Source organism: Paenibacillus sp. YSY-4.3 (assembly GCF_054767475.1).
In genome coordinates, this window is the sequence record NZ_BAABMC010000001.1 from 922,159 (window position 1) to 945,458 (window position 23,300).

Consider the following 23,300-nt stretch of genomic DNA (forward strand, 5'->3'; position numbering starts at 1 on the left):
CGGTATTTAGAAAACATCATCCAATATGTAACTCGAACCAGGTACGAAGTAGTTTTTGGCAATTTTCAGCGACAGCTTGCCTCGTTTTATGATCCAGGATTTTGTAATCAGATATTGATCGACTTCCTTGTAATCCCCCTCGCTCAGCTCGTCATTCAGCTGTTGGATAATTTGTTCCGGGTCTCCCTGCTGAACAATCCGGCGATAAATAATATGTCTTGTTGGATTAATAATGCGACTTACCAATCGATATGTATTGTATAAAGCAATAATGACGACGGAGCATATTATGAATAGCATAATAAATGCATGATAGTTGAAATCATGTGAAGTATTTAATTCAAAAGGAAGCAACTTTGCCTTAATACCTGGTACTTCTGAATACATAGCAAAATTTGCAGCTATTCCAGGGTGGAGCGGATCTAACTGCCCTACTAAAGGCATGTTATCGGCATAAGCACCTGGTTCCGTTCGAACGATAAGATACTTCTCTCCAACTCGTGCATAAGCGAATTCATACGCTGTTTTGCCCTCACCAATCCGCGTGCCAGCAATGGATGCCTTATTGACTTCTGACATGACGGGCGGAAAGTATTCGTCAACTGCTTGGATGACGCTTATCCGTCCACTAGGAAAATCTTTTGTTTCTTTCATGTTTGTTAATTGTGCCGCCGAGAGCTGGCTTGGTCCTATAAGAACAGAGCCAATAAGTTGCCTATTTGTGTAGCCAAGCCAAATCGCAATTATAAAAATCCCCAGCGTTAGCAGGAACAAATTGCGATTCGTTTTTTTCATGTAACGTGTAATAAAATCCATCTAGCTACCTCTCAATTCGTGTTTTTTTGACATTATACGACTTTAAATGTACTTTGCATCACGTAATTTGTCGATAATCACCAACGCAGGGTATCGGTGGAAGGTGGTGGTTAGAAATCAAAGCTCCCACACTACAAGAGATAGGTTTCTGCTGAAACTAAAAAAACAAGATCCGGCCTCAGCAAGCAAACTGCTGAAGGCTGGATCTTGTTTTTTCGTCGTCATGATCTTTCTTCAATTTCGATATCAAGCGTAATTTCCTTCGTTTCTGAGTTAAAGGCAATATTCTTCAGCGATATACCCGATGGCTGCCCCGGAAAAGAGGTGGACAGTTTTCCATGATCCAGAAGCTCGGTATTGTTGCTGCTTCCGGGGAAAGGATCACCCCGATCACCGCTATTGCGGTCATTCGGATCGTTCAAGTCCTCATTTCCGTCCGCCTGGATCAAATACATGCCAGGGGCAGCACTTCTCGTTTGATCTAGCTCCTCATCGATTCGCCACACTAACAGGCCTTCGCCCGGCAGTTCACCGTCGAATTTTTCCCGGATTCTGTTCTCAAGCAGAAGATACTGATTGCTGTTGTAACCCGGCCCTTTAATTTTGACCACTTTGCCATCGGCCGATGTCACCGGGAGCAGTGTCAGCCCGCTTTGGCTTTGATGAATTTTCTCGCCTTCAATCCATCCATGCTGCAATTTATGGAGCCCGGCCGGATGAACCGGCCGCATCTCCCTACCGGCATAGGAACCGCTGGCCATCACGTCCCACATCCCGTTGCCGTCCCAATGATCGCCGTCGGCATCATAGTTCGGGTCATAGAAGTCATCCCATTGGAAAGCAAGATGTCCAAGCTCATGCGCACAAACCCCGAGCAGTGCTTCTTGGGGAACCATCAAGTAAGTTACGGCGTTAAGTCCTGGAGCAACTTCTTTAGGGCGAACCATTTGCCATTTATGGGACCAAATATGGTTGCCGCTAAGCGGCGGGAGGATTTTCTCAGCCCCGCGTCCGGCATGAACGATGAATAGCGCCGTAATTGTACCGTTGTCGAGAGCGTCCAGCTTGGAAGAAAAGGAAACGCCGTGCGCCAGCGCGGCCTCGACGGCGTCTTCAGCGAGTTTTCTGGCATCCCGCGGATAGTATGCCCGATTGAACTTGTCGGTAAGGCCTGAGTTGCCGTTCGTGTAGTAGGAGTATGCCTGCGGCATTCTGAGCCAACCATGCACTTCACCGTGGATTTGCACCAGCCCACGGCTGACTTCGTCATAATAATCCGCCATACTGCCCGTTGTATGTGTGTTCCTGGAGAAGAGTAAATCCTCATAATGCTCTTTAGGGAGGACACCCGCCATATCGGAAAAATCGACGAGCAGTACTTTGACATTAAGTTCTCCCGTAACCGGTTTGCGCGGCGTGTGGATCAGTTCGGCCCCTGCAGGAGGCATGCCTGTTACATGGTCATCCATTCCCGGATGGTTGTGGGCAGGGTTTTGATATCCCCGGGCGATGAGAAATTGGCTGTAAGTGAAGCCGGCAGGCTTCCAGCTTCTTTGATACTCGTTTACCAGGTATGCGGTGACCTCTGGAGAAGGAGGAACTCTACGAAAAAGGTTCATAATTATTCTCCTTTCTATGTTTATATTTAGGATTGGCCAGAAAATATTTCTATATGCGAAAGAGAGGAATTGATCCTCTCTCTTGTATTAGTGTCGGTCCTTTAAATTATTAATTTCCTGTCAAATAAATGTTTGGCTTGGGCGGTGCGCTCATCCCGTCTCCAAGATAGAATCCCGTATGAGGAGGCTGGTTATAGGCAACGTTCTGCCAAGCCACGCTCAGGCGGTAAACAGGATCATGCATCAAAGTATAGATGCGGTGGGAAGTAACGTCAGTGGTCGTATAAATACGCAATGCAGTGTTGTCGGCGGTTCTCCAGATCGCTTCCTCCCGCCAGTCGCCGAGGATGTCGGCCTGGAGGCTCGGGTTGCCTTTGGTCGAGTTGTTCGATGCGGTTCCCGTAGCCGTCAGCAGACGATTGGTCGTGCTCTGGCTGTAGTTCCACTTGTCGATTTTGCCTGTACCACCGGTATGATCTAGCAGCTCGCGCAGCAAATCGCCGTCCCACCAGATGGCGAAGTTTGTAGAGTTCGGCGTTGCGTCGCTGATTTTGACTCCTTTTACGGAGTAGAGGCCGATGCCTGAAGCCCACAGCTCCGTCCCTTTCGTCCGCGGGTCGATGTCAGCCGCGAGTCCTCGGCCCGTATCCGCTCCGGTACGGATGCCCCAATAAACTTGGCCTGTGGCCGCATTATGGATTTCCGCCCCGTACGCCGCGCTGGTCGACTCGTGAACACCGAATACTTCCAGACCCGCACGGTCGGGATCGAGATCGCCTACATGCAGTGCATCGCCATGGCCGAGTCCTGTCGTATACAGGCCTTTTCCATTGTCGTCGATGACCGCTGAGCCATAAATGATTTCATCCTTGCCGTCGTTATCGACATCGGCGACGCTTAAGCTGTGATTGCCTTGTCCTGCATAAGCGCTGTTGCCCGACGTGTTGGAATCGAACGTCCACAGCTTGGTCAGCTTTCCGTCCCGCCAATTGTAGGCAACGAGCACGCTTCTCGTATAGTAGCCACGGGCCATGACGAAGCTAGGACGCTGTCCGTCCAAGTATGCGACCCCGGCAAGAAAACGATCCACGCGGTTGCCGTAATTATCCCCCCAGTCGGAGACGTTGCCCCTGGCGGGCTCATAATTGACGGTTGTTAAAGCTTCGCCGTTGCTTCCTCTGAACACCGTCAAATATTCAGGACCAGACAGTACGTACCCGCTGGAGTTGCGGTAATCGGCACTTGCGTTGCCAATCGTCTTGCCGACGCCGTCTACGGTTCCGTCCGCTGTTTTGAAGACGACCTCCGCTTTGCCGTCCCCATCTAGGTCATAGACGAGAAACTGCGTATAGTGAGCGCCTGCCCGAATGTTCTTGCCTAAATTAATACGCCATAGCCGGGTACCGTTCAGTCGGTAGGCATCGATGATTACCGGTCCGGTATAGCCGGATTGGGAATTATCTTTGGAGTTGGAAGGATCCCATTTAAGCACGATCTCATAGTTCCCGTCTCCGTCCAGGTCGCCTACGCTCGCATCATTGGCGCTGTAGGTGTAAGCAACTCCGTCTGGCGTGGTGCCGCCGGGAGGCTGCTGAATCGGAACGCTTAAATAATTTTGCCCCCAGACCGCTGCCGTCTCGGAAGCCGCCTGCTCCTGCCCGTTCAGGACTGCTCTTACCGTATAGGTAGAACTGCTTGTCCCTTGTGGATCGATATAGTTGGTGCTGTTCGTGATGGGGCTGGCATTGACCTTGGTGCTTCCCCGGTACAGATTGAATGCAATATTGTCCGGCTCTGTGCCGAACAAGCGCCAGCTTACGAATACCCCATTGCTGACTTTAACGGCGACAACGCCGCGCTTGAGCGACTCCATTTGCCTGGCAGCTGCCGCGTAAGAGGTGCCTCCCATTGTGAACAAAGGCAGCGATAACAGAAGAACAAGAAAGCATTGCATTGCTTTTCTGACGTTGTTTCTCGTAGAATAGTTCATGTGTATACCTCCTTCGTTTTAATTAAAAAGATTTTTATTACTTAAAAAGAAAGGGCTTACATAATGCAATAATAAGCAAAATTTACATTATTTACAATAGTTTTAATAGGAAAAGTATAAATTATCCAATAAATAAATACTGTTTATGGAAAACCTGAAACAAATCGTAGTGGGGAACTCATTATCGATACATAAAAAGATCATGGACTCGATCACGAGTCATGCATGATCTTTTTTGTTGTTAAATAACCTATGCATGCTATAAATTCCATAAAATATCAATCTAGTTGGATGTTTTGTTCATTTCCTTGTTCAATTTATCAATGCGAACAGAGCTTTTGCTTATACTCAAAAGAAATACCACTGTTCCATAATATGGGTAGCTATAGAAACCGCAAACATACTATAAAGGAGGACGTCTAGATGAGTAAAAAAATAGTCGCATTGCTGACGGCATGTTGTTTGACTTTCGGAATATGGCTTCATGGGCCAGGGGGAGGGCAAGCAGTAGCAGCCGACGATGCGCTAGTCAGCGAAATGTTTAGTTTGCTGGCAGCACCCGGGAGCTTATCGCTTGGGGCGGACGGCAGAAGCCGATTGTATCCGGCCGATTGGTATCCAGGATTTAAAGATGAAGAGGGCAGGTTTCTACATGACTTCTCGTACGCCGGTTATCATCGCGGGGAGATGCCTATTCCTCAAGTCGATTCTTCCGCCGGCATTGATGTGACGAAGGCGCCTTACCAGGCTGACCGGACAGGAAGCCGCGATGCAACGGCGGCGATTCAGCTAGCTATTGACGATGCCGCCTCGCAGGGCGGGGGCGTAGTCTATCTTCCAGAGGGTACTTATAAAGTCAATCCGCCTGCTAGCAAAGATTATGCCTTGAATATCCCTGCAAGCCACATCGTGTTAAAAGGGGCGGGAATGGACAAAACCTTCATTTACAATGCGACCGAAAATATGAAAGGCAAAGATATTATTCGCGTCGGAAACGGAGATTGGAAAAAAACGAACGTAACGACGGAGCTGCGAAAATCCGTATCCGAACCGACGGTATTGCTTCCGGTAGAGGATGCGGGCGGTTTTGCGGTTGGTGACTATGTGCTGATCACGTTTGATACGACGCAGGAATTCCTGGCTGAACTCGGTATGCACAATAAATGGGCATCACGTTTGGGGCGAGTAGAGCCGTTGTTCTACAGACAAATCGTGGCGGTTGATTCGGAGAACCGGACGATTACGGTTGATATTCCGACCCGTTATCCGCTGAAGGTGAGAGATCATATTACGGTTACGAAGACAGAAGCACCAATTACGGAAGTAGGGATAGAGGACTTCTCTATTGCCAACATTCAAAATTCGAAAAGCGGGTTAGGCGAAGATGATTTTAAAGTGGAAGGTACGGCGGGCTACGAGAGCGATAACGCGAAGGTGATTAATGTAATCGCCGCGGCCGACAGTTGGATTCGCAATATTAACACATATAAACCTGTGGGGAATGCAACGTACCATATTTTATCGAAGGGCATTATCCTTGACCGTACGAAGAATGTAACCGTTGACCAGGTGACGATGGAGTACCCGCAGTATCGCGGTGCAAACGGCAATGGATATTTATATCAATTTATCGGCAACGATAATTTAATTGCTAACAGCAATGCTGTAGGAGCGCGGCACAGCTTTACATTCGCCAATTTTTCCGCGAATGGAAACGTGATGCATAACGTGTATTCGGAAAATTCGTCGCTATTAACCGATTTTCACATGTACTTAAGCATGGCTAACCTGATCGATAATATGACGTTGAACGGAGACGGGATTTCTGCCATTACGAGAGACTACGGTTCTTCCGAGACGAACCGGCACGGTGTTGTTACGACGGAGAGCGTGTTCTGGAATACGACAGGCCAGGCGGCGCATCCAAGCAAAAGCGCGAACGGAATCATCGTAGAGTCAGAACAGTTCGGCCATGGCTACGTTATCGGAACAAAAGGCGCTGTAACCGGAGTAAATGTGCAAATCGCCGGCTCGATCGCCGACACGGATACGAGGCCGTTTGATATGGCCGAAGGGATCGGGCAAGGCGAACAGTTGACACCGGAAAGTCTGTTTTCGGATCAATTCGAGCGTAGGGATGGCAGGCTCAGTTGGGGGCTTTCGTCTCTGCTTGTGAATGGCGAGGCGATTGACGGCATGCAGTTTTTGAGAACGAGTTACACGTACACACTGCCTTACGGATCGACGCTGACACCGACAATTCAAGCGGCAGCCCTGGCTTCCGATGCGGAAATATCAATTACGCAGCCGTCGGGTACGAGCGGAACAGGCATCATTCGTGTGACAAAGGATGGCATCTCGCAGGAGTATCAGGTCAATTTTCGCGTGGCAGAGAATCCTGCGCTGCCGCAGAGCATCTCTTTTGAACCCGATCGTTCCGCTTCCGGCTGGCGAGCAGTGGGTAACGCAATCAGCGCAGGCAGCAGCGGACAACTCAAAGCTTATATTACGATGAACAGCGGCGAAGTTGTCCATGCCGGGCAGGAGGGCATTCCAGTTAACTACACGGTGGATCATAAGCAGCTTGGAAAGATACAAGGGAACATGTTCACTGCAAAGAAGCCGGGCCTCGTGAATATTACTGCAGAGAGCATGCTCGGAGGCGTGACGGTAAAGAGAACGGAAGTGTTTGAGATCAAGGAAGCGATGCAGGGGCCGGAAGGAAAGCTCGCCGAAATTGCAAAGGTAACAGCAAGCGCGGATGACGGCAACGTTCCAGCGAATGCGGTGGATCGTGATCCCGATTCTAGATGGTCGGCAGAAGGCAGCGGACAATATTTGCTGCTTGAGCTGGATCGGGAGCAGTGGGTGGATCAAGCCAGCATTTTGTTCTATAACGGGAACCAGCGAGTGAACTATTTCGATCTTGAAGTGTCGACGGACGGCGTCCATTATGAGAAAGTACTGGAGCGAGCGGCCAGCCATAAATATAATCCCAATCGCATCGAAGCTTTTGAATTTGCGCCTGTAAAGGCCAAGTTTATTAAATACGTTGGACAAGGCAACGAGGTCAACGGCTGGAACAGCATCCTGGAGATATGGGTACATGCGGCTGACGACGAACACTGAGGGTGCTCAAGTTAGGCAATGGAGTAGGAGTGTTTGAGGCAAAGAGGAGGGATGTCCCTCCTCTTTTTAATGCATAAATTCACGATTGAATTGTAGAAAACATCAGTTCGAGGTTACGAAATCGGCACGCGATTTGATGTTTTGCACATATCGGGAGCGGTGCTCCCTTAGCTAGACTGAGAGCGTAATGCAATTCAATATATTCCTAAGCGGAGGTTTGAAGCAATGAGAAAAGTATGGACTTCCAGCCTAATCATTATGATGTTAGGCACGCTGCTCGGATGTTCGTCCGGAAGCGGTGACAAAGCGGGTGCCGGTGAGAACGGCAATGGCGGCGCAGCAGCGCCAAAAACAGAAGAAGCGACGGCTTACCCGATCCAGACCGTTAAGACGCTGTCTTATTGGGGAGAAATCAACGGCAACCTGATCGGCGTCAAGGCTTCGCATGACGAAATTCCATTTTTTCAGGATTGGCAGAAAAAAACCGGGGTTACTTTGAAATTTACGGCTCCGCCGACAGGGCAGGTTAAAGAAGCGATGAACGTGCTGCTGGCATCGGGCGATTTGCCGGATTTGATCGAGTATAACTTCCTGGGCGATTTCCCGGGCGGGCCGGAGAAGGCGATCAGCGACGGGTATATTGTCAGATTGAATGATCTAATCGATCAGTATGCGCCTAATTTGAAGAAATATTTAGCGGAGAATCCAGACGTTGACAAGATGATCAAGACCGATAGCGGCAGCTATTATGCGTTTCCGTTCGTGCGGGGCGATGAATACTTGCGGGTGTTCCAGGGCCCAATCATCCGCAAGGACTGGCTGGATGAGCTAGGCTTGCCGGTGCCAGAAACGATCGACGAATGGACGGAGACGCTGCGGGCATTTAAAGAGAAAAAAGGAGCAGCCGCCCCGCTTTCCTTCGTTAGCAAGCCGCGATTTTTCAATGAATCCGGTAACGGTGCTTTTATCGGCGCATTTGGTGTAAACCGCGGTTTTTACCAGGAAGACGGAGTGATCAAATATGGTCCGGCCGAGCCGGGGTTCAAAGAATATTTACGTGTGTTCCATGACTGGTATAAGGAAGGCTTAATCGACAAAAACGCCGCTACGGCGGATACAAAATCGCTGGACAGCAATATCGCATCCGGTGCGACAGGCGCAACGATCGGCAACGCCGGGGGCGGGATCGGCAAATGGCAGCCACTCGTGGAAGCGAACGATGCCAAAGCCGTGCTTGTCGGTACGCCTTATCCGGTGCTGCACAAGGGCGATAAGCCGAAATTTGGACAGCGCAACCAGGCTTATGCTTCCGAAGGCACCGTGGCAATAACAACTGCAGCCAAAGACCCCGAGCTTGCGGTGCGCATGCTGGACTACGGCTATAGCGAGGAAGGCCACTTGTTCTTCAACTTCGGAACCGAAGGCGTTAGCTACAACATGGAGAACGGTTATCCCACATATACCGATTTAGTGCTGAAAAATCCGGATAAGCTGGCTCCGGCCCAAGGCATCTCCTTGTATGCCCGAGGCAGTTACAACGGCCCGTTCATTCAGGACAAACGCTATGCCGAACAATTCTTTGCGCTCCAAACCCAGCGCGATGCGGTGACTACTTGGCAGAATACGGATTCGGCGAAATACAATTTGCCGCCGATTACACCAACGCCGGAGGAGAGCTCGGAGTATGCGGCGATTATGAACGATATTAATACGCTCGTGGATGAAATGACGCTTAAGATTATTCTGGGTGCGGAGCCGATCGACCAGTACGAAAGCTATGTCGCCAAGATGAAGTCGCTGAAACTGGATCGCGCAATCGAGATTCAGAACGCTGCTTTGGAGCGCTATAACAGCCGCTAAGAAAATACAAGGAAGAGGGCCTGCGCGGCCCTCTCCAATTGAAACGAGGTGAATGACAACGCTATGGCGAATCCGCAATCCTTCAAGAGCCGTCTTATCCGGGATTTCATCCTAAATAAATATCTCTATCTGATGATACTACCGGTCATTGCCTACTATATTATTTTCCATTATGGGCCGATGTACGGAGCGCTGATCGCTTTCAAGAACTATTCGCCGATGAAGGGCATTCTCGGCAGCGATTGGGTGGGGTTTCAGCATTTTCAGGATTTTTTCAACAGCTACTATTTCCTGCGAATACTGAAAAATACGCTGCTCATTAGTCTCTACTCGCTGCTGTTCGAGTTTCCGGCGCCCATCCTGCTTGCACTGCTTATTAATGAAGTACGGCACCGCTTATTTAAACGAGTCGTTCAAACGATTACGTACATGCCTTATTTCATCTCGCTCGTCGTGATTTGCGGAATTATTACCGATTTTACGAATGCTGACGGCTTGATCAACCGGTTGTTCGTCTGGCTTGGCTACGATGGGCAGGCGATGCTGCAGAAGCCGGAGCTGTTCCGCCCGGTCTATATATTGTCGGAGATCTGGCAGCGGATCGGCTGGGAGTCGATTATTTATATCGCCGCCTTGATGGGCATCGATCAGGAGCAGTATGAAGCGGCGCGGATGGACGGTGCCAACCGATTTAAGCAGATGATCTACATTACGCTGCCCGGCATTATGCCGACGATCGCTATTATGCTTATTTTGCGGATGGGGAATTTGCTTAATGTCGGCTTTGAGAAAATCATACTTCTGTACAATCCGGTCACCTACGAGACGGCTGACGTGATTTCTTCCTTCGTCTACCGCAAAGGGCTGCTCGAATTCGGTTGGAGCTACAGCGCTGCGGTTGGCTTGTTTAACTCGGTGATCAATCTCATTCTGCTTGTGTCGGCCAACTATATCAGCCGCAGAGTGAGCAAAAGCAGTCTATGGTGAGGTGAAAAAAGGATGAACAAAACGAAGGTTGGTTTTTTCGACCGGGCTTTTGATATCGGTATTTATATCATATTGATTTTGTTGGTTGTCGTTACGCTGTATCCCCTGCTCTACGTGCTGTTCGCCTCATTCAGCGATGCCGGCAAGCTAATTGTGAATAAGGGGATTCTGTGGAGGCCGCTAGGCTTCAGCCTGGACGCATATAAAAGTGTAATGGCTAATCCTGGCATCGGCATCGGGTACCGCAACACGATCTTTATCGTCATTATGGGCGTTGCGGTGAATTTATTTATGACAGCGCTTGGCGCATATGTATTGTCCCGGAAAAATGTGATGTGGAACAACGTGTTGATGTTCCTCATCGTGTTTACGATGTTTTTCGGCGGCGGACTTATTCCGCTTTACTTAATCGTGAAGGACGTTGGTCTGCTTGATACGCTATGGTCCACGATCATTCCGTTTGCGGTCAGCACGTTTAATCTGATTATTATGCGGACTTCATTTATGGGAATCCCCGATAGTCTGGAGGAATCGGCCAAGATCGACGGAGCGAACCATTTTACAATTCTGTTCCGGATCATTATTCCGTTATCGATGCCGGTCATCGCCGTGATGATTTTGTATTATGCGGTAGATAAATGGAACGGTTGGTTCTATGCGTCGGTCTTTATTAAGAGCCGCGAGCTCTTCCCGCTGCAGCTTGTGCTCAGGGAAATTCTGATCGCCAATTCGACCGACAGCATGTCGGCAGGGGCATCGGCGGGTGACCGCCATCAAATCGGCGAGACGATCAAGTATGCGACGATTATGGTCGCTACAGTTCCGATTTTATGTGTCTATCCTTTCGTGCAGCGGTTTTTCGTTAAGGGTGTCATGATCGGTTCATTAAAAGGCTAAATCAGGATCGCGTTTAGAGAAGGAGGAATGGATATGAGTGGGTTGAAGGCATTGAACGCGGCAGCCGTTTGGGAGCAAATCGGCTTGAAGCTCGACGGAATGATTGCGGCGATGGGGGAGAAATCCCCGCATGTCGCCGGATCCACAGGGAAATATGATGATATGCGGCTTGATTGGTGGACATCTGGTTTTTGGCCAGGGATTCTTTGGATTGCTTATGAGATGACGGGAGCAGAACGGTACAAGACGGCAGCCTGGAGCTGGGATGAACGGCTGGAGAAGTTAATGCTGCAGCCGAATAACTTCGATCATGACGTTGGTTTTCAGTTCCTGCCGACGGCAGCTATCAAATATAAGCTGACCGGGGACGCTGATGCAAGGCGGCGTGTGCTTTACGCAGCCAACTTCCTGGCGGGGCGTTTCAATTTGCGGGGCAAGTTCATTCGAGCCTGGAACGGGGATAAGCATGGCTGGTCCATCGTCGATACGGGCATGAATTTATCATTGCTTTTTTGGGCGGGCCAAGAGAGCGGCGATCCGCGTTTCTCGCATATCGCTCAGGAGCATGCAAATACGATGCTGAGCTATTTCATCAGAGAGGACGGATCGGTGCATCATATTATCGATTTCGACCCGGCGACCGGTGAATTCGCAGAAACGATCGGCGGGCAGGGGGCCGGGCCGGATTCGGCCTGGAGCAGGGGGGCGGCATGGGCGCTCTATGGCATGGCCAACGCCTTCCGTTACACTGGAGAATCAAAGTATCTTCACGCTGCACAGCGTGTAGCAAACTTCTTTATCGCCCATTTGCCGGAAGATCATGTTCCGCATTGGGATTTTCGGGTAGAGACCGGTCTGGAGGGGGAGCCGCGGGACAGCTCGGCTGGTGCTTGTGCGGCCTCAGGTTTGCTCGAGTTGGCTGATTTGCTGCCTGAGCCGGAAGGACGGTGCTACCGCATGGGAGCCGAGCGGATTCTCAGTTCTTTGTACGAGAACTATGGAACGTGGGATCTCCCGATGCATGAAGGCATACTTCTGCAGGGAACTGGGCATAAGCCCGCCGGACAGAATGTCAACGTTTCGCTCATTTACGGCGACTACTTCTTCGTTGAAGCGATTGCGAAGTTGAACGGCTGGAGCCATCGTATATTCTAATCAAGTAACGGACAGATGAAAAAATAAAAAATTAGCGCAGAAAACCCGGCTGGACCTCGCGTCCTTCGGGCTATTTGTGCTTTTTTGATGGGCAAATACGCCTTCGGTTAAAGGTTTTGTCAATCGAATTGCAGCTTTTAGGCATTCCGGGATGCGGCATGTTATCGTTATAATAGAATTGTAAACGTTTTAATTTTAATCATTTTAATCGAATATACGGGTGATGATAGCTTGATAAATATTCATTATTTATGGCAGAGACGCAAAAGCATTATTGTCACTTGGCTGCTGTCCTACAGCGCGGTTCTCTTTGTGCCTATTATGATCAGCCTGGTCATCTATTCTCAGGCTAACCATGCGCTGAAGAGCGAGATTCACCGCGCTAACGATTCTTTGCTGAAGCAGATGCGCTACACGATTGATAATCAGATCGATCTAATGAAACGTCTTAATATGGAGATAACCTGGAACGGCAAGCTGCAAAATTTAATGTATTCCAACAAGCCTGCCAATGAAGCGCCCTTCGCAGCCTATCAGCTCGTGAAGGAATTCCGGTTGTACAAAACATCTTATGCTTCAATCGATGAGTTCTACGTCGTCTGGGATCAAGGGGATGCCGTATTGCGTTCCGGAAATATCAGAGATATGACAACGGCTTATCATACGATTCACAATACGGGGGCTCTTTCCTATGACCAATGGCTGGATACGATTCACCAGGCAGGGACAAAACGTTTCACAGTGCTTCCCCGTCTGGACGCCGCTCCGGCACAGACCTCCATCGCGTACATTACGCAGCTGCCCAATGATTTGAACGGCAGGGAGACCGGGACTGTCGTGGTAATGGCAGATGCGGAGAAATTCCATGCGGCGATCGAGAATATCTCTGGTTTTAGCGGCGGTTTGCTGCTTATTTTGAATCAGGACAACGAGATTCTTCTATCAAATCGGCCGGAGGCCCCGGAGTTGAAGCCTTTCATGGAGGGAGAACGTGTCCGGCTATCCTCTTCCCGGGTCGGGGAGTCCGAGTTGTTCTATATTCCATCAGAAGTATCAGAGCTAAAGTATGCTTTGATCATTCCAAGCGGCATTTATTGGGAGAAGGCGGAATATGTCCGCAGTTTTACTTATATCAGCATTCTGATCAGCGTCATTGGTGCCGGGGTGTTGACCTGGTTTTTTATGCGCCGTAATTATTCGCCGATTCAGGAGCTCGTTCAATCCATCAACGACAAGAATATGGCGGAAGAGCTTGGGGACGGGAACGAGCTGCGGATCATTTTGCGGGCGATATTGAACGCCAGAAGTGAAAAGGATCAAATCGCGATGCAATTGAAAAAGCATCAGCAGGTGCTCAGGTCCAACATGATCCATCGGCTGCTTAAGGGGAGGCTGGACACCCCGGTGCCGTATGAGGAGGCGTTCCGCTCTTTTCATATGACGCTGCATTCCAATGAGTTCGCAGTTATTTTATTAGTTCTCGAAAATGAAGAAAGTCTCTATGAGAAGCTTCCGGGCATTGATCTTAATGAGAGAAGGAAGCTGATCCCGTTTATTATCGCCAACGTCGTGGAAGAATTGGTTGGACAGCGTCAGCATGCCGGATATGTGACAGAGATTGACGATATGCTGGTGTGCCTGGTCAACCTGAAGCCCGATGTTCCAAATGTGCTGCTGGAGCTGCGGGATATCGCAGCAGAGGCGCAAAGCTTCCTGGGACAATATGAGATGGAGCTTACGATTTCCATCAGCAGCCGCTATTCCAACTGGTCGGGGATCGCTGGAGCGTACCAGGAGGCGGTCGATGCTATGGAGTATAAGATGGTGCTGGGGAAAAAGGGGATTATCGCTTTAGAGGATATACGGCTGGATTCGGCGTATAACGCACAGTCTGGCTACTACTATCCGCTGCAGGTGGAGCAGCAGCTCATTAATTTAATCAAGGCTGGCGATATTGAGCAGGCTTCTGCCTACATGGACGAAATTACCGAGCGCAATTTCAGCAAGCCGGTGATGTCCTTGACGTTGGCCCGCTGCTTCATTTTCAATCTGGCCGCTACGGTTATTAAAGCAATCAACGAGCTAGGCGGAGGAGATAGCGACATTCTGAGAAAAAATCCGCTCTGGATGGATACCATTATGGCCTGCGACACGATCAAGGAGATGCAGCAGGAGCTGCAAACGCTGCTTGGGGAAGTGTGCGCCTTCGCCGCTGCCAAGCGAACGTCGAATGTATCTGAGGAGCGGGAAGGGTCATTGCGCGATCTGACCGTGAAGGTAACTAGTTATATTGAAGAAAACTACCAGGACGCCAATCTGAACGTGAATGCGATCGGAGATCATTTTGATCTGAAGGGCAGCTATTTGTCGCGGCTGTTTAAGAGTCAAACAGGCGAAGGATTGCTTGACTATATCCATAAGACGCGTATCGCGCAAGCCAAGGAAATGATCCAGGGCAAGCGGAACTCTATAAACGAAATTTCCAAGCTTGTCGGTTATAATGACGTAGCTACTTTCATTCGCGTGTTTAAGAAATATGAAGGCATCACACCAGGCAAATATAAAGAAATTTATTAACGGGAGGGGGCCTTCGCAGATGAGAGGGGAGAGAGCTTTCTCCGGGATTGGAGCGGTTGTACTGGCAATTGTACTGGCGCTGACGATGACGATGCTAAGCGCTTGCGATATGAATACCGCCGCTTCTCAAATTTATGGGAATGCCGCTGATACAGAGCCGGAGTCCTTAGGAGCAGGTACGGACGGTGAGACGCTGACGTATTGGGCAGAGCTGAATGGCAATGCTGCGGGTATAAAGCCGACTTTTCAGGAGGTGCCTTTTTTCCAAGAATGGCAAAAGAAAACGGGAGTGAAGCTGAACTTCATTCAGCCTCCTCAGAATCAGGCGAAGGACGCCATTAACGTGCTGCTTGCCTCGGGCGAGCTGCCGGATATGATTGAATACGAATGGAACAGCTTTCCCGGAGGCCCGGAGAAGGCGATCAAGGACGGTTACATTTTAAGGCTGAATGAGGCGATCGATGCTTATGCTCCGAATTTGAAAAAATACTTAAGCGAGCATCCCGATATTGACAAACAGATTCGGACGGCTGACGGCAGCTATTACATCTTTCCGTTCATCCAAGGGGATGATCGCTTGCGGACATATCAGGGGCTGATCCTGCGGAAAGACTGGCTGGATGAGCTCGGACTTGGTGTTCCGGAGACGATTCATGAATGGCATATGGTGCTCAAGGCGTTTAAGGAGAAGAAGGGGGTCGAGGCACCTCTTACTTTTCTAGGTGTTCCTAGTCCGTTGTTTGGCATAGAGGGCGGCGGATTCATCGGAGCATACGGCATCAAGAAGGATTTCTACTTGGAGAACGGACAGGTGAAATTTGGCCCGCAGGAGCCTGGCTATAAGGACTTCTTGGCCTTATTCCGGGAATGGTATGCCGAGGGGCTTATTGACAGAAATTTTGCCGCGGTCGATTCCGTGACGCAGGATGTAAGCATGCTCACGGGGCGGAGCGGGGCCAGCATCTGGAATGCAGGGGCCGGGATCGGCACGTGGCTGCCAGTCTTGCGAGAGAATGATCCGGGGGTCAAATTGATCGCCGCCCCGTACCCCGTCCTGCACAAGGGGGAGCGGTCCAAATTCGGGCAAAGGGCCTCTGCGGTCGGATTTAGCGGTGTGGCGATATCGGGCAATAGCAAAAATGTAGAGCTGGCCGTCCGTATGTTGGATTATGGATATAGCCCTGAAGGCCATATGCTGTTCAATTTCGGTATTGAAGGCCTCAGCTACGAGATGAAGGACGGCTATCCGAGATATACGGATTTGATTCTGAACAATCCAGATAAACTGGCCCCATCCCAGGCGCTTGCGATGTATACGCGGGCGAGCTACTTCGGGCCGTTTGTGCAAGATGTCCGATATATGGAACAATATTATATGCTGCCGGAGCAAAAAGAGGCGATCCGGTTATGGTCGGATACCGATGCGGCGAAATATGCGCTGCCCGCTACCCCGAAGACAGAGAAGGAAAGCGCAGAGCTGTCGGCGATTATGAAGGACGTAACGACGCTGGTAGATGAGATGTCGTTGAAAATTATTCTGGGGATCGAGCCGCTTAGCACTTTTGACGCTTATGTGGATCAATTGAAATCGCTAAATATCGACCGGGCCATAGAGCTTCAGCAGACGGCGCTGGAACGGTACAATCAGTCGCTTATGGATGAGAAGGTGAAGGAATAGTTGGCGGTGTCTTGCCGGAGAATGATAAAAAATTGGTGCAGGATCAGGCAGGCGTGCTATATTGTAATTAAAATCTTTTTACGAGAAAGGATCTGCACGAATGAAATTGATCTACACAGGCAAGACCAAAGATGTATATGCTCTGGAAGATGGAAACTTTTTGCTGAAGTTCAAGGATGATGTGACCGGGGAAAACGGGGTATTCGATCCAGGCGCCAATACGGTCGGGTTAACGTTGGAAGGCGCGGGTAAAGCAGGACTCCGCTTGACGAAGTATTTCTTTGAAATATTAAAGGAAAAAGAGATTCCTACGCACTATATAGATGCTGATATCGACAACGCAACGATGACGGTAAAACCGGCAACTGTATTTGGTAAAGGTCTTGAAGTGATTTGCCGCTACAGAGCGGTGGGAAGCTTCCTGCGCCGCTATGGTATGTATGCCGAGGAAGGCCAAGCCTTGAACGCTTTCGTTGAAGTGACCATTAAAGACGACGAGCGTCAAGACCCGCCAATTTCGGAGGATGCACTGGACATGCTGGGGATTTTGTCTTCCGCCGAGTACAAGGTGCTTAAAGAGCTGACGCAAACGATAGGCAATGTCGTTAAAGACGAGCTTGCGAAGAAGGGCGTTGAGCTGTACGATATCAAATTTGAATTCGGCCGAGTAGACGATGGCGCACAAATCGTTCTGATCGACGAAATTTCCGGCGGCAATATGCGCGCTTATAAGGATGGCCAATATGTGGAGCCGCTGGAATTGGAAAAATTGATCGTTGGCTAAGCGATTGCCTTCAACATATTTATATATTTGAACAGCAAAGATCCGGTTTTTAGGCCGGGTCTTTGTTCTATTCATTCGCATGATTTGCCGCTAAGCCTTTCGGAATGAAATGTTGTTGATGTATAATTATGGAAGGGATGCGAATGGATTTCCCGGGAAAGGAATGATGATAATGAGTTCTTCAGACAATAGAAGTACGATCAGGCATCTCAGCCCCGTGTTGTTTGTTGCCGATCGCCAGAAGACGCTTGAGTATTATAGCTCGTTTGGCTTCCAATGCGATTTTCGCATGGGCTTCATCGAACGGGACGGGCTTGAAATTATTATTCATGAAACGGCGAATAAAGATCGAATTACTCCGAATTATCCCTATCATCACGAAGACGCGTTGGATATTTTCGCCATGGTTTATGGCGTGGAAGAGCTTTACCATGAGCTTGCCAAAAAAGGAGCCAAACTGCATAAACCTTTGGAGGTCAATGAGTTTGGCATGAAGGAATTTTCCATTATGGATCCAGACGGCTATACGATCGGATTCGGGGAGTCGATTCAGGATTAGGGCGTCGTAACCGTAATCGTGCTCGATTGCGAATCCCACTCGACGGTAGCGTCGAAGGATTCGGCGGCAAAGCGGGCAGGCACCATCGTATACCCGTTGATGACAATCGGCTTAGCCTGCAAAGTAAGCGGCTTATTCTGTTTTCGGGCCGCCGTACTGTCCACGGTCAGTTCAACGCTCGTATCTCCTTTGGATGCGGTGATTTTCTTCGTGGCCTGATCCCATTCAAGGGTGGCGCCGAGGGCATCAAACAAGTTTTTCAGCGGGATAAGCACCGTGCCATTGACGATGACGGCTTTTTGCTCCAAAGGTACGACGCTGCCATTTACGATCAATGTAATGTCTACCGTCGTATATCCTTTTTTAGGGGCGGCATTTTTACTACTCGTTCCGGTTTTGCTGGAAGAAGAGCTTTTGTTGGTAGAAGTACTCGATGATTTTGTGGATGTTGATTTGGAGCTGGAGTTCGTCGTGCCGGAATTATGATAGTGATAACCGCTGCAAAGCCCTTTTTGCTTCGACTTCTCGGAGCAATTATGCCCGCCGTTAGCGTCAGTTCTTCCGGAATGGGCCAGAACGGACGTCTGAGCGGATAATAGCAAAGTTAGACTGACAACAAGAGCAATAATTTTTTTCATCGTACAGCCTCCTTACGAATCATATAATAGTAAATACATACTTAAGTGCTATATCGGTTTAAAGCGCCTGAATGATTATAACACCAGTAAAGCGGGGAAGGGTTGCTATGAACTCTATTGAGCAAAGATTAGAAGCATTGAATATTACGCTGCCAGCGGCCAGCGATCCGGCGGCGAAGTATGCGAATTACGTTATCGTCAATGGATTGATGTTTGTTTCCGGCAAAGGGCCGATGGGCAATCCGAAAGGCAAGCTGGGAGTCGATTATACGACAGAGGAAGGGTACGAGTTCGCCAGGCAAGCCGGTATTGAAGTACTGGCAGTCCTTAAATCGGCTCTTGGAACATTGGACAAGGTGAAAAGGGCGGTCAAGGTGCAGGGCTTCGTCAATGCGAGCCCCGAGTTTGATGAGCATCACAAAGTATTAAATGGGTTCTCCGATTTGTTCATGGAAGTATTCGAGGACAGGGGAAGCCATGCAAGGTCGGTATTCGGTGCGGTTTCAGTGCGAGATAATTTGCCGATTATCGTGGATTCCATTTTTGAAGTAGAGGAATAGAGCGGCAGAGGCTAAATAACCCAGTGGTTCTGATGAACTGTCTGGGTTATTTTTTGGTTCGTACGAATTTTGCAGGGGATTTTGCAAGGCAGTGACATAAGTGTTTTAATAGGGATAATTGTTAACGAACAAGCTTTAGGGAGGACCATATGGATTTGGACAACCGCAATCAAGTGCTTATTGTGGAAGATGATGATCATATACGGCGTTTTATCGCCATCAATTTGGAGGGCAGCGGGTTCGAAGTTTATGAAGCCGCGGCAGGAGAGGCCGCGCTCAAGAGTTTCACGGCTCATCGGCCTGATGTCGTCGTGCTGGATATCATGCTTCCGGATTTCGACGGCTTTGAAATTTGCGAGCGGTTAAGAGAAATAGATTCTGAAGTGGTGATCGTATTTTTGACGGCTCGTGGTCAGGATTTGGATAAAATCAAGGGACTTGAACTCGGAGCCGATGATTATATTGTAAAGCCGTTTAATCCGCTGGAGCTGACGGCCAGAATTCGCACGGTGCTGCGGCGTACCCGGAATAAGCGGGAATCGGATCATACTGTTCTCCGCGCCGGAGTGATCCGCCTCGATTTGACCTCGAATAAGCTCTATAAGCAGGACGAAGTTATCGACGTGACTCCCAAGGAATTTCAGATGATGAAGGCGTTTATGGAGAATCCGGACGTAGCTCTAACGAGAAATGAGCTGCTGAATCTGGTCTGGGGCGAAGATTTTATCGGTGATACGAAAACAGTGGATGTTCATGTGCGGAAGCTGCGGGAGAAGCTGGAGAAGGACAGCTCCAAGCCCGAAATGATTGAGACCGTCTGGGGCGTCGGTTATCGCTGGAGGAAGGAAGATTGAAGTGAGCATTCGCAAAAGGCTGGTCGGAAGCTATCTGCTCGTCATTCTGATTACGGTGATCACCCTTGAGGCCATATTGATTGCCGCTGTGAACTATTATTACTACCACAATATTGAGCGTACCATGGTTACCCAGGCCGAGTTGTCGGCTTCTTTTTATGAACAATACTTTGCGAATGACGATTTGGAGCAGCAGGCCGAACGATTATTAAGAGGGTTTTCGCATAATTTTGCCGGTCAGGCCCAAATCATTAGCTCCTCAGGACAACTGATCCAAGATTCCACGGGTTATCGGCTAGGGCAAAATATGGCCGGTTATCCGGACGTGCAAAGCGCAATTGCTGGCAATGCCGATGTATGGCGTGGCCGCGATTCGTCTTCGCAGGAGGAGGTGCTTGCAGTCTCCTATCCGCTATTAGCCAAAGGCCAGGCGATTGGTGCCGTACGTTTCGTAACCTCATTAATGCAAACGAAGGAGACGGTGAGGCAAATTTCTGTCATTCTAGTGACTATAGGCCTTGTTGTGATTGCGGTTGTTGCCGCTGTCGGCATCGTATTGTCCGGGACGATTACGAAATCCATTACCGGACTAAAGCGGGCCGCTGAGAAAATAGCGGATGGAGATTTCAGCGCTAGAGCGGAGAAGCCATATGACGACGAACTGGGTGCGCTGGCAGATACGCTAAATACGATGGCTGGAAAAATACAGCAGCAAGACCAGCTCAAAAATGACTTCATCTCTTCAGTTTCGCATGAGCTGCGTACCCCGCTAACGTCGATTAAAGGCTGGGTCGTTACGCTAAAGGCCAATCTCTGGAATGGGAAGGTTACATTGGGGGAAGGTCTTGACATCATTGAGTCGGAAACGGATCGCTTGACGGAGCTGGTTGATGAACTGCTCGATTTTTCGAAATTTGGGGACGGGCGAATGGAGCTTAACCGGTCTTCACTCCAATTAAAGGAGTTCTTGACGAATATTGGTCAACAGTTGCGGCCTAGGGCTGCCCGGCAGGGCATTGAACTAGAGGTTACAATTGCGGAGCCGCTGCCTGTTATTTCGGCTGACGAAAATCGTATGAAGCAAGTCATGATTAATTTGCTCGACAACGCGCTGAAATTTACGGACTCTGGCGGGTCTATCGTTATTTCGGCGTGCCCGGCCGAAGGACAGGTCATGATTGCCGTCGAGGATACGGGAGCCGGTATTCCGGAGCAGGATCTCCGGAATTTGCCTCAGAAGTTTTACAAGGGAAATCATAAGATGAGCGGCAGCGGATTGGGCTTGTCCATCTCCGAGCAGATCATTCAGCTTCATCAAGGACAGCTTAAGATTGATAGCGAGCCTGGTAAAGGCACGAAAGTATCGGTTTATCTTCCGGTAGGGAAGCAAAGTGAATTTTAACTATTTCATAACCTCTTAGATTCTTAAACCATTTAGAATAGGACAAAGAATAAGTGAGGAGCAGGACGTAATATGTCAAATAAGCTCATGAAAATATTACTGGTGGCCGCAGTGCTGCTTATGCTGGGCGGATGCGGGATTCCTTCGATGCCAAGCGACCTGATCACGGCTCCGTATGCTGTTGATGATAGATATAGCGGTGGAGATGGAATGCATACGAGCCTGCTAGCATTGTTGCCTGATGGAGCGCGGCTGCTTACTATGCCTGACGGTAAACCTAACAACGGCATTTCCTACGGTGACCTGGATGGTGACGGACAGAATGAGGCTATCGTTGTATATGAACAGGACGACGGCCGCGAACGAACGCTGAAAGCGGCTCTGCTGATGCGACGTCAGGAAGTTTGGCAGATTGTTTGGCATGGCGAGGGCAGCGGTCATGGTCTGGACTATGCGGGCATCTATGATGTGGACAGGGATGGGGCCGTAGAAATCCTTTTGGGGTGGTCGCTCGGCGCGGGGGTTAACGGTCTTGATATTTATGAATGGGACAAGGGCACATTGAAGCTGCAGGACAGAAAAGGATACCACGAAAACATCGACTTAAAAGAGATGACGAACTAGTCCGCCGCAGCGACGATTCTGCATCATGAATTGAGGTCAAGTATGATTTTTTTTGAAAAGTTAAAAAAGTTGGATAAAGTCACATTATTCATTATTTTGTGTTTAAATGCCATCGGAACGGTAGCCGTATATGGAGCAACAGCGGGGACTAAGCTGGAGGGCCTGCATAAGAACAGCATGCTGCTCATCGCTTTTTCTGCCATCCTGATGCTGCTTGCGGCTTCTTTTGATTACAGGATCATTTTCGGCAAGCTGATATATATCCTCTATACATTTGGGATAGGGATGCTGGCATTTGTTCAATTTAAAGGGGAGAACATCAACGGTGCGGTTCGGTGGTTAAGCATCGGGTCATTTCAGCTGCAACCTTCGGAACTTGCCAAAATATTTACGATACTGCTTGTTGCCCATATGTTGAGCAAGAAGCAGGGGAGGAAGCTTCGCTTGGTTCAGGACGTTGCGCCGATCTGCCTGGTCTTTCTGCTTCCGGTGCTGTTTATTATGAAGCAGCCTGATTTGGGTACGGCGCTCGTATTTATTGGCGTGCTGTTGAGTATGCTTTGGATGGGCAATATCCGGTTAAGATATATGCTCATTTTCCTAGGCGGTGTCATTTTGATAATCGGAGTGATCGTTTGGCTGTATTATGCCGATAATGCATTGTTGGCCAAGGTGATCAAGCCGCATCAAATGGCCAGAATACAGACGTTCCTGGATCCTGCCAGCGACCCTGATAAATCATGGCATGTCAAGAACGCGATGCTGGCGATTGGCTCCGGCAGCTTGACCGGGGACGAAGGATTTTTCTTGGAGCAGGGATATATTCCTTACGCCTACTCCGATTCTATATTTGTAGTAATCGGGGAGAAATACGGCTTTTTGGGTTCGGCCGTGCTGCTGCTTTTGTATTTTAGCTTGGTGACCCGGTTGATCAACATCGTTATCGATAGTAAAGACAGGGCGGGTTCATATCTCGTGGTCGGGATTACGGCCATGCTGGTGTTCCAAATTTTCGTCAATATCGGGATGCATATCGGGCTCGTTCCTTTAACGGGGATTTCGTTGCCTTTTATCAGTTATGGGGGCAGTTCTCTGATTACGAATATGATGGCGATCGGACTTGTTCTGAGCGTGAAGATGCATAAAGATGAGACTATACCATTACCGTGAC

General features: G+C 49.3%; 18 protein-coding genes. 14 read left to right on the forward strand and 4 right to left on the reverse strand.

Going from position 1 to position 23,300, the window contains the following annotated elements; all coding sequences use genetic code 11:
- Positions 1–6: 6 nt before the first annotated feature.
- The 3 genes from ACYUJT_RS04355 to ACYUJT_RS04365 all read right to left on the reverse strand — a co-directional run bounded on the left by ACYUJT_RS04355 (position 7) and on the right by ACYUJT_RS04365 (position 4,425).
- The gene (locus tag ACYUJT_RS04355) at positions 7–816 is read right to left on the reverse strand and encodes a hypothetical protein (RefSeq protein WP_460319067.1); all 810 of its coding nucleotides are present in this window, start codon (positions 814–816) and stop codon (positions 7–9) included.
- Positions 817–1,037: 221 nt separating this feature from the next.
- A complete protein-coding gene (locus ACYUJT_RS04360) occupies positions 1,038–2,435 on the reverse strand; it encodes a M6 family metalloprotease domain-containing protein (protein ID WP_460319069.1) in 1,398 nt (465 codons plus the stop codon).
- Between the two features lie 109 nt (positions 2,436–2,544).
- On the reverse strand, positions 2,545–4,425 hold the full coding sequence (locus tag ACYUJT_RS04365; protein ID WP_460319071.1) for a rhamnogalacturonan lyase: 1,881 nt from the start codon (positions 4,423–4,425) through the stop codon (positions 2,545–2,547).
- Between the two features lie 423 nt (positions 4,426–4,848).
- Between ACYUJT_RS04365 and ACYUJT_RS04370 the strand changes: the two genes are divergently transcribed.
- The 9 genes from ACYUJT_RS04370 to ACYUJT_RS04410 all read left to right on the forward strand — a co-directional run bounded on the left by ACYUJT_RS04370 (position 4,849) and on the right by ACYUJT_RS04410 (position 18,051).
- Entirely contained in the window at positions 4,849–7,554 is a 2,706-nt protein-coding gene (locus tag ACYUJT_RS04370) for a discoidin domain-containing protein (RefSeq protein ID WP_460319073.1), read from the forward strand.
- Between the two features lie 225 nt (positions 7,555–7,779).
- Positions 7,780–9,414, forward strand: a complete 1,635-nt coding sequence (locus ACYUJT_RS04375) for an extracellular solute-binding protein (protein ID WP_460319074.1) — start codon at positions 7,780–7,782, stop codon at positions 9,412–9,414.
- Positions 9,415–9,477: 63 nt separating this feature from the next.
- Positions 9,478–10,401, forward strand: coding sequence for an ABC transporter permease (locus ACYUJT_RS04380; RefSeq protein ID WP_460319768.1), 924 nt, complete (start codon positions 9,478–9,480; stop codon positions 10,399–10,401).
- Positions 10,402–10,413: 12 nt separating this feature from the next.
- A complete protein-coding gene (locus ACYUJT_RS04385; RefSeq protein WP_460319076.1) occupies positions 10,414–11,298 on the forward strand; it encodes a carbohydrate ABC transporter permease in 885 nt (294 codons plus the stop codon).
- Between the two features lie 33 nt (positions 11,299–11,331).
- Positions 11,332–12,453 (forward strand): glycoside hydrolase family 88 protein, encoded by a 1,122-nt coding sequence (locus tag ACYUJT_RS04390; RefSeq protein WP_460319077.1) that lies wholly within the window; start codon positions 11,332–11,334, stop codon positions 12,451–12,453.
- 231 nt (positions 12,454–12,684) lie between these two features.
- Positions 12,685–15,030, forward strand: coding sequence for a helix-turn-helix domain-containing protein (locus tag ACYUJT_RS04395; RefSeq protein ID WP_460319078.1), 2,346 nt, complete (start codon positions 12,685–12,687; stop codon positions 15,028–15,030).
- A 19-nt stretch (positions 15,031–15,049) separates the two neighbouring features.
- Positions 15,050–16,708: an extracellular solute-binding protein gene (locus ACYUJT_RS04400; RefSeq protein ID WP_460319079.1), complete on the forward strand. Its 1,659-nt coding sequence runs from the start codon at positions 15,050–15,052 to the stop codon at positions 16,706–16,708.
- A 100-nt stretch (positions 16,709–16,808) separates the two neighbouring features.
- A complete protein-coding gene (locus ACYUJT_RS04405) occupies positions 16,809–17,492 on the forward strand; it encodes a phosphoribosylaminoimidazolesuccinocarboxamide synthase (protein WP_460319081.1) in 684 nt (227 codons plus the stop codon).
- A gap of 172 nt (positions 17,493–17,664) precedes the next feature.
- Positions 17,665–18,051, forward strand: coding sequence for a glyoxalase superfamily protein (locus tag ACYUJT_RS04410; protein ID WP_460319082.1), 387 nt, complete (start codon positions 17,665–17,667; stop codon positions 18,049–18,051).
- Here the strand turns inward: ACYUJT_RS04410 and ACYUJT_RS04415 are convergent.
- The gene (locus ACYUJT_RS04415; protein ID WP_460319083.1) at positions 18,048–18,689 is read right to left on the reverse strand and encodes a stalk domain-containing protein; all 642 of its coding nucleotides are present in this window, start codon (positions 18,687–18,689) and stop codon (positions 18,048–18,050) included. The two genes, ACYUJT_RS04410 and ACYUJT_RS04415, sit on opposite strands and share 4 nt — an antisense overlap.
- A 107-nt stretch (positions 18,690–18,796) precedes the next feature.
- Between ACYUJT_RS04415 and ACYUJT_RS04420 the strand changes: the two genes are divergently transcribed.
- The 5 genes from ACYUJT_RS04420 (at position 18,797) to ACYUJT_RS04440 (ending at position 23,299) form a co-directional block, all read left to right on the forward strand.
- Positions 18,797–19,249, forward strand: coding sequence for a RidA family protein (locus ACYUJT_RS04420; RefSeq protein WP_460319084.1), 453 nt, complete (start codon positions 18,797–18,799; stop codon positions 19,247–19,249).
- A gap of 149 nt (positions 19,250–19,398) precedes the next feature.
- The gene (locus ACYUJT_RS04425; RefSeq protein WP_460319085.1) at positions 19,399–20,103 is read left to right on the forward strand and encodes a response regulator transcription factor; all 705 of its coding nucleotides are present in this window, start codon (positions 19,399–19,401) and stop codon (positions 20,101–20,103) included.
- A 1-nt stretch (position 20,104) separates the two neighbouring features.
- Complete coding sequence (locus tag ACYUJT_RS04430; RefSeq protein ID WP_460319087.1) at positions 20,105–21,505, forward strand: sensor histidine kinase; 1,401 nt, start codon at positions 20,105–20,107, stop codon at positions 21,503–21,505.
- A 72-nt stretch (positions 21,506–21,577) separates the two neighbouring features.
- Positions 21,578–22,129: a hypothetical protein gene (locus tag ACYUJT_RS04435; RefSeq protein WP_460319088.1), complete on the forward strand. Its 552-nt coding sequence runs from the start codon at positions 21,578–21,580 to the stop codon at positions 22,127–22,129.
- A 42-nt stretch (positions 22,130–22,171) separates the two neighbouring features.
- Entirely contained in the window at positions 22,172–23,299 is a 1,128-nt protein-coding gene (locus ACYUJT_RS04440; RefSeq protein ID WP_460319089.1) for an FtsW/RodA/SpoVE family cell cycle protein, read from the forward strand.
- Position 23,300 lies beyond the last annotated feature (1 nt).